Consider the following 6,813-nt stretch of genomic DNA (forward strand, 5'->3'; position numbering starts at 1 on the left):
AACTGCATCAGGATTTCAGACAACTAACTGCATTGATTTGCGATTCTTTGACAAATCTATTGTTTTCTGGACAATTGAAACACTAGCTTTACAATGTCTGTGAGATGTGAGTTTTGAGTTCGATCGCCATGGATGTCAAGTTGATTTTGGTAGTCCTGACTGTCCTGTTCACGGTTTCTTGTCTATTCTTTGGCACTAAGAATGGTTACTACGACACTGACAACTATCACGGTAATGGCTCTGCCCATTAGGGGTATGTCGTTAGCTATCAGGTGACGTGATCTGAAGCATCCAACAACCAGGACATTAGGACTGTGGTTTAGGTGTTGTGGCTGATCTAGCTTGTTTGCCCTATGGCGTTGGTCACGCAGATGAAGGTGTATGTCTGCTACTACAGGTGGGAGCATACAACGTTCTCCTAGATTGTGGTCTACAGGACATGACACCCTTGCTAGTTGACCTGCGTCGAGGCTTGAAGCTAGATCTGGTGCTTTGTAGTCATGCCCATAGTGACCATGCTAGAGGCTTACTGGAGTTGCATCGTCATTTCCCTCGCCTGCCAATCTATGCCAGTGAGGTGACGACTCAATTGCTACCGCTCAACTGGCTAGGGGCTGATCCTGGATGGTCGGCTAGCTTTTGTCGGGCCTTGCCATGGCGATCGCCTTTAGAGTTCTGTGATGGTCTGAGTGTAGAGTTGTTTCCAGCGGGACATCTCCCAGGAGCAGCCGTTTTCGTGATCAAATACGCAGGGCCTGATGGACGCACCCACACGATCGTCTACACAGGTGATTGCTTCCTCTCTAACTCGCGCCTAGTAGATGGATTGCCTCTAGAGGAACTGCGCGGACTCCGCCCGGATATCTTGATCCTAGAGGGCAGCTATGGTACTGCTCGCAATCCTCGCCGTCGCCAACAGGAAAATGACCTGGTTGATCGCATCAGTCGTGCCCTAGGGGAGCAACGATCGGTACTGTTACCTGTGCCTACGTTGGGGTTGGGGCAGGAATTACTCATGCTGCTACGCAGTCATCACCAGTTCACAGGGCGGGATGTAGATATTTGGGTAGATGGCTCAGTTGCTCATGGGTGCGATGCCTATCTGACGCTGTTACCCTATTTGCCCACAGCCGTTCGGAACTTTGCTCAACACCAGCCCCTATTTTGGGATGATCGTGTCCGCCCGCACCTCTATCGTCTGCAAACCGATGACCAACGCCGAGCGATTGCAACTAAACCAAGTATCGTCCTGACTGATGCCAACCAAGATCTGCATCAATACATTGCATCGGATTCAACTCGTTGGTTAGTTCTGGTTCCCCAGGGCTGGACTATTCCCCCAAGCTTGGTAGCGTCTGTTGCTGTAGAAGCCTACCTGTTAGCTGACCACTGTGATGGCCCTAGCACCATGCAGTTGATCCATAATCTGCGTCCACAACATGTGGTGTTTGTGCATGGTTCCCCCAATTACTTGGCAGATCTAACCAGTCTAGATGAGTTGTATAGTCGGTATCAGCTCCATGTGCCTAGGGCGGGCGTGCGCTTAGAGTTGCCAATCGGTGAGTCGTTTCAGCAACCCAGCATTCCAGACCATAGCTACGAGGCTGAGTTGGTGGAACTGGGGGGAGAAATTGTAGTGATGCTTCCGGACACTATCAAGGCTGATTCACGTTGGCAGAGCTTTGCCGATACTGGCTTGCTAACAGCCCGCTGGCAGGGGCAAGAGTTGGTGCTGCGATCGCTCTCTCAATGGGAGCTGCTCAACCAAAGTCGCAGCCGAGAGATACCTCCAGATATGGCCTGCTGTGCTAACTGCAACTATTGCCGTAACCAACATTGCTGGAATCCTGCGTCACCCTTGTATGAATTTAAGGTAACGCTTGATGGTCTTTGTCCTGCCTTTGAGCATTCATAGATGCCTACTGGCGCTGACGTTCAATACGTTGGTAAGCAGCGAGAAAATCCTCTTCAGTGATGCGAATGTTATTAGGATCCGTAAGTCCCTGAGCACGATAGTGACGAATGGCCTCTAGGGCGGCTTGGTTGCTTAACAGGGCTAGATCAGCACCACTCCAGCCCTCGGTTTGGGCAGCCCAGTCTGCTAGGTTAACGTCTTGAAGGGGGCGATCGTGATTGTGTACCTGTAAAATGGCTAGGCGACTAGCAGCATCAGGGAGGTCAACCTTGAGCTGAATCTCCAGCCTGCCAGAGCGCTTTAGAGCCTCGTCTAGTGCATCAGGACGGTTAGTAGCACCGATGATCAGCACATTGGCGCAGCCTTGTAGCCCGTCTAGTTCAGTCAGTAATTGTCCCACTACCCGATCGCTGACCCCAGAGTCACCGCTGAATCGTCCCCGTGCTGGTGCTAGAGTATCAATCTCATCGATGAACACTACACAGGGGGCGGCTTGTCGTGCCTTGCGGAACAGTTCTCGCACAGCTTGTTCGGCAGCCCCTACCCAACGGCTGAGCAGTTCGGGGCCATTGATGGCGATGAAGTTAGCGCGGGCTTGGGAAGCTACGGCCTTAGCTAGCAGAGTTTTGCCTGTACCCGGTGGCCCCCACAGCAAAATACCCCTAGGGGCGATCGCCCCTGTGCGCTGATATAGTTCAGGGTAGAGCAGTGCTCCTTCCACAGACTCTTGCAGGATGCGCTTGATCTCCACTAAGCCACCGATGTCATCCCAAGCAACATTGGGTGATTCCACCTCTACTGATCGCAGTACCGATGGTTTTACCTCCTTCAGGGCGGCCAGAAAGTCATCGTGGGTGACTGTCATAGTGTCGGGCAGGGGAGCATCTGGGGTAGGCAATTGGCGACGTAGGGCAGAATAGGCAGCCTTTTGGCACACAGCCTTGAGGTCGGCTCCCACCATCCCCACCGACAAATCGGCGATCGCCTCCAAATCCACCTGATCCAGCGGCATGTCTCGGCTCAGAATCCGTAGAATCTCGTGGCGGCCTTCGCGATCGGGCACCCGAAACTGCACCTCGCGGTCAAACCGGCCAGGGCGGCGCAGGGCAGGGTCAATGTGGTCAGGGCGGTTGGTAGCTGCCAACACGATGACCCCAGGGGTTTTGGCAAAGCCATCCATCAGTCCCAGCAGTTGAGCCACTAAGCGCTTTTCCACCTCGCCCTCCACATGGGAGCGGTCAGGAGCTAGGCTATCAATCTCATCAATGAACACCAGGCAGGGAGCCGATCGTGCCGCTTTTTCAAAAATATTCCGCAGCTTGGTTTCTGCTTCACCATAATACTTGCCCATCACCTCCGGGCCAACAATGGCAATGTAGTTTACACCCAGATCCTCCGCCAGTGCCCGCGCCACTAGGGTTTTGCCCGTGCCCGGTGGCCCTACTAGCAACACACCCTTCGTCGGCTCTAGGCCTAGCTTTTTCAGCACATTAGGACGCTTGAGGGGAATTTCTACCAGTTCCCGCAGCTCCCGTAGTACATCTCCCAAGCCGCCTACATCCTTCAGGTGGGGAGAGGTTGGGCTGGGTCTATCGGTTGAGGGAGTCACCACTTCATCAGCGCTAGGGCCAGAGTCATCAACAGGCGGTGTTGAACGGACTCGACTCACACCAATGTTGCTAGGGATGTTACCCGATCGCGGAATGCTGGTAAAGGCACGGGAACTAATGTGTATATCTGTTTTCAACTCCCCTCGTTCCTGCTTTTCTTCCAGGGTTTTTGCTAGTTCCAGCAGTTGTTCCAACCCTTTGAATAAGTTTTCCATCTGTCCCACCATAAGCCAATTGCTAGGTATTGACAGTATACCCACCCGCTCGATAGATGTCCGGGAACCGTTGCAACTCTTTGTAGCTTCATTTGTAGCTTCAACCAAGCTTGCGAGCAACCATGCTAGTGCCTTCGATAAATCAACCTCGATACCTGATATTCAGCCTGATACGGCATCTTGATGCTCAATTACTCTGGACTAGCACTAAGCTAGAACACGCGAGCTTTGTCCTATTTTCCCGACATCTTAGGGAACCCTGTGTAGTAAGAATCTAGGAATTTGCACAGCTACTGTGGGGTGCAGCACAGGATCAACGCAGACACCGTGATTGGGATTCAAATAGGCATAGTTACAACTTATTAAACTCATGGTGAACGGACTATCGGGGTGGATGACTGCATTCAGCAGAGTTCCCCGCAGACGACTAGTGCATTTCCTGGGACTAGGAGCAGTGATGATGGCTACCAACGTGGTGAGTTACACTGTTGGGGCCTCGTTGTTTTTGAACCGAGAAGGCTCCAGTGCCTTACCCCTGTACAATCTGATGCTGGGATTAGCCGCTATTCCTGTATCGATCGGTATCTCTATTGTTATTGATCGCTATTCTCGCTTGCGGTTATATCAATTGTTACTGACACTTGGCATCTTAGCCATTGGGTTACAGTGGGAATTGCTACCTGACACTGAAGATTTTTACACGCTCTACATCAGCCTCAACTTGATGGAGTTGCTGACTGGGATTCTGTTTTGGACGTTAGTAGCAGACTACTTCACATCCCTAGAATTTAGGCAATATACCCCACTCTTGACCATGGCCATGACCATGGGAGGAATCATAGGTGGTTCCATAGTGCACATTGCCTCACAACGGACTGAAACTATGGAACTGCTGCTCATGCTGCCCTGGCTATATGGGCTAGCGATCGTGCAACTTGCAATCCTTGAAAACTCAGAAACACCTCTAGCACCAGAAACTATCAAGCCAGATGCCTTCTTGGTCAGTCTGCGAACCTTTCCTAAGTTGCTGTCCAGATACCCCCTCATTTTGCTACTAGCAATAGGCACCTTTGTCTCTAGCCTATTGTGGCAGTTGGGCGAATTGGAATTTTCCCAGATTTACACCAATGCCATAACCGACGAGCAAGACCTGACTAGCTTTTTAGGCTTGCTCAGTGCTGGATTCAGCGTGCTTGAGCTAGCTCTAACTGGGCTAGTGACGCGCCTACTCATCAAGCGGTTGGATGCAGGCGCGTTAAACCTAGTGTATCCACTAACAACCTTAGTCAGTTTTGTGGGATTAGCCATCAATAGCTGGTTACCCGCGGCTGTGCTGATAAACATTAACCATGATCCTCTCTACAGCAGCCTTGCCCAACCGATCCAAAACCTGAACTATAACGCTGTGCCCCATCGGTTTGTGGGGCGGGTTCGAGTCATGATTGATGGCTTGGTTTATCCCCTCAGTCAAGTGGTGGTTGGCATTGTGTTGTTTCAACTCCAATCATCTCTTGCTCTTGACCATCTCAGTTGGGTAGGCATTGGCTTCAGTCTAGTAGCTGTGGGAATCGGCTACCTGACTGGTAAGAGTTATCTCTATGCCCTTATGACGCGACTGCACGCTGGCTCAGTGAACTTGAGTGACATGCAACTTGTGCGCTTGCCGACGGGCATAACGCAAGACATTTATCAACTCCTGACTAGCGATGAACCTCGAAATCAGATCCTAGGGCTAGAATTAGCTGGTCGGATAGATAATCCTGCCCAGTTTCTTGATCAACTGCAACAACTGCTGTTGCGGGGTAATGCCACTGTGCGATTAGCAGTCGTGATGCTCCTCAGCAGTCGGCAACACCCAGAGTTTGATCGCTTCCTGCGAACTCAGTTAGTTTCTGACCATGCCGAGGTGAGAGAAGCGGTTCTAGAGGCGTTAATCCGCAGTCAGCAGCCTATCTCTGATGCTCAGCTCTACTATTTTCTGGAGGATCCTAGTCCATCTGTGCGTGCCCTCGCTTGTGTAGCAACACGCCAGAGTAATCATGCTAGTGCTGAGGTGTGGGCAGCCTATAACCATGTTTGGCGACTGACGGGTAAGCAGGCGCTTAACCAGGCGGCGCGGCGAGCAGTAATTCGGGCAATCGGTGGCCGATCGCTGTCTGATTCACTCCGCAGTCGGTTGCTGCCACTACTAGAGCAAGTGTTAATTAATGCAGATAGCACTGTGAAACAGGAAGGGCTGACAGCATTAGCCTCGCTAGCACGCCCAGGTGATACTCATTTAGCCAAGCTAGCAATTGCAGAGCTAACCCATCCCCATGCACAAGTGCGAGCAGCGGCAGTGAAGTTGCTAGCGGTCATGCATGACCCTCTACTATTGCCCATCTTGGTGAAAACACTGAATGACAGTGACATCAGAGTCCGCCAACAGGCCACTATTGCCATTGCTTGCTATCAAGAACTTGCTATTCCAGTAGTGCAGCCTTGTTTGAGCAGTGCTCAATTAGAGGTTGTGGAGGCAGCAATAGCTATTCTAGGCCAGATTAAAACCAAACAGGCAGAAGACCTGTTGTATCAGCACCTTCAGGCTTACTATCAACACATTACCCTTAGCCTGTCATGGCAACAGCGCTTGCTCACGCAATTACCAGGCTGGTCTGTGCTAGCCATTACTCTCGATGACTACCGCACACAATTAATCAACCGAGTTTTCTACGTATTAGCTTGCTTAGGCTACGAAAGCACAATTAATACAGTCCGGCGACTGTTACGCAGTGATGATGTGCGACAACGAGCCAATGCGATCGAGACCCTAGCTTCCCTTCCCCATCGGCGATTTGTCCAGCCCATCCTGCCAATTCTCAGTCAGTCCTACTCAGTATTACAACCCAATCGGGAGATTGCTCTGCATAATGGAACCAAGGCAGGTGACGATCGCTTAGCATCTACCCTCATTCAAGAAATCCTCACTACCTGTAAGCCAACAGGATCGCAGGTTAACTGTACTGATATTGGCTGGCGATCGCGCTGGGTTCGGATTGGAGCCTTCATGACTAGCTTGACAATGGGTGATAGC

At 51.3% G+C, this 6,813-nt stretch carries 4 protein-coding genes; 3 read left to right on the forward strand and 1 reads right to left on the reverse strand.

What is annotated here, in order from left to right; translation table 11 throughout:
• The first annotated feature begins 113 nt into the window (after positions 1-113).
• Entirely contained in the window at positions 114-251 is a 138-nt protein-coding gene (locus NZ772_10920; protein ID MCS6814061.1) for a hypothetical protein, read from the forward strand.
• Between the two features lie 77 nt (positions 252-328).
• Positions 329-1,915, forward strand: a complete 1,587-nt coding sequence (locus NZ772_10925; protein MCS6814062.1) for an MBL fold metallo-hydrolase — start codon at positions 329-331, stop codon at positions 1,913-1,915.
• 4 nt (positions 1,916-1,919) lie between these two features.
• Here the strand turns inward: NZ772_10925 and NZ772_10930 are convergent, their stop codons facing one another.
• The gene (locus NZ772_10930; GenBank protein ID MCS6814063.1) at positions 1,920-3,740 is read right to left on the reverse strand and encodes an AAA family ATPase; all 1,821 of its coding nucleotides are present in this window, start codon (positions 3,738-3,740) and stop codon (positions 1,920-1,922) included.
• Positions 3,741-4,197: 457 nt separating this feature from the next.
• On the opposite strand from NZ772_10930, the gene NZ772_10935 reads away from it, so the two are divergent.
• Positions 4,198-6,813, forward strand: a 2,616-nt coding sequence (locus tag NZ772_10935) for a HEAT repeat domain-containing protein (GenBank protein ID MCS6814064.1), incomplete at its 3' end; no start/stop codon positions are given.

The sequence above is a fragment of the Cyanobacteriota bacterium genome, from assembly GCA_025054735.1.
Lineage (GTDB): Bacteria > Cyanobacteriota > Cyanobacteriia > SKYG9 > SKYG9 > SKYG9.

What these genes read in the sequence shown, in the direction of transcription:
- NZ772_10930 (MCS6814063.1), bottom strand. Translation starts at nt 3,740, where the DNA reads ATGGAAAACTTATTCAAAGGGTTGGAACAACTGCTGGAACTAGCAAAA.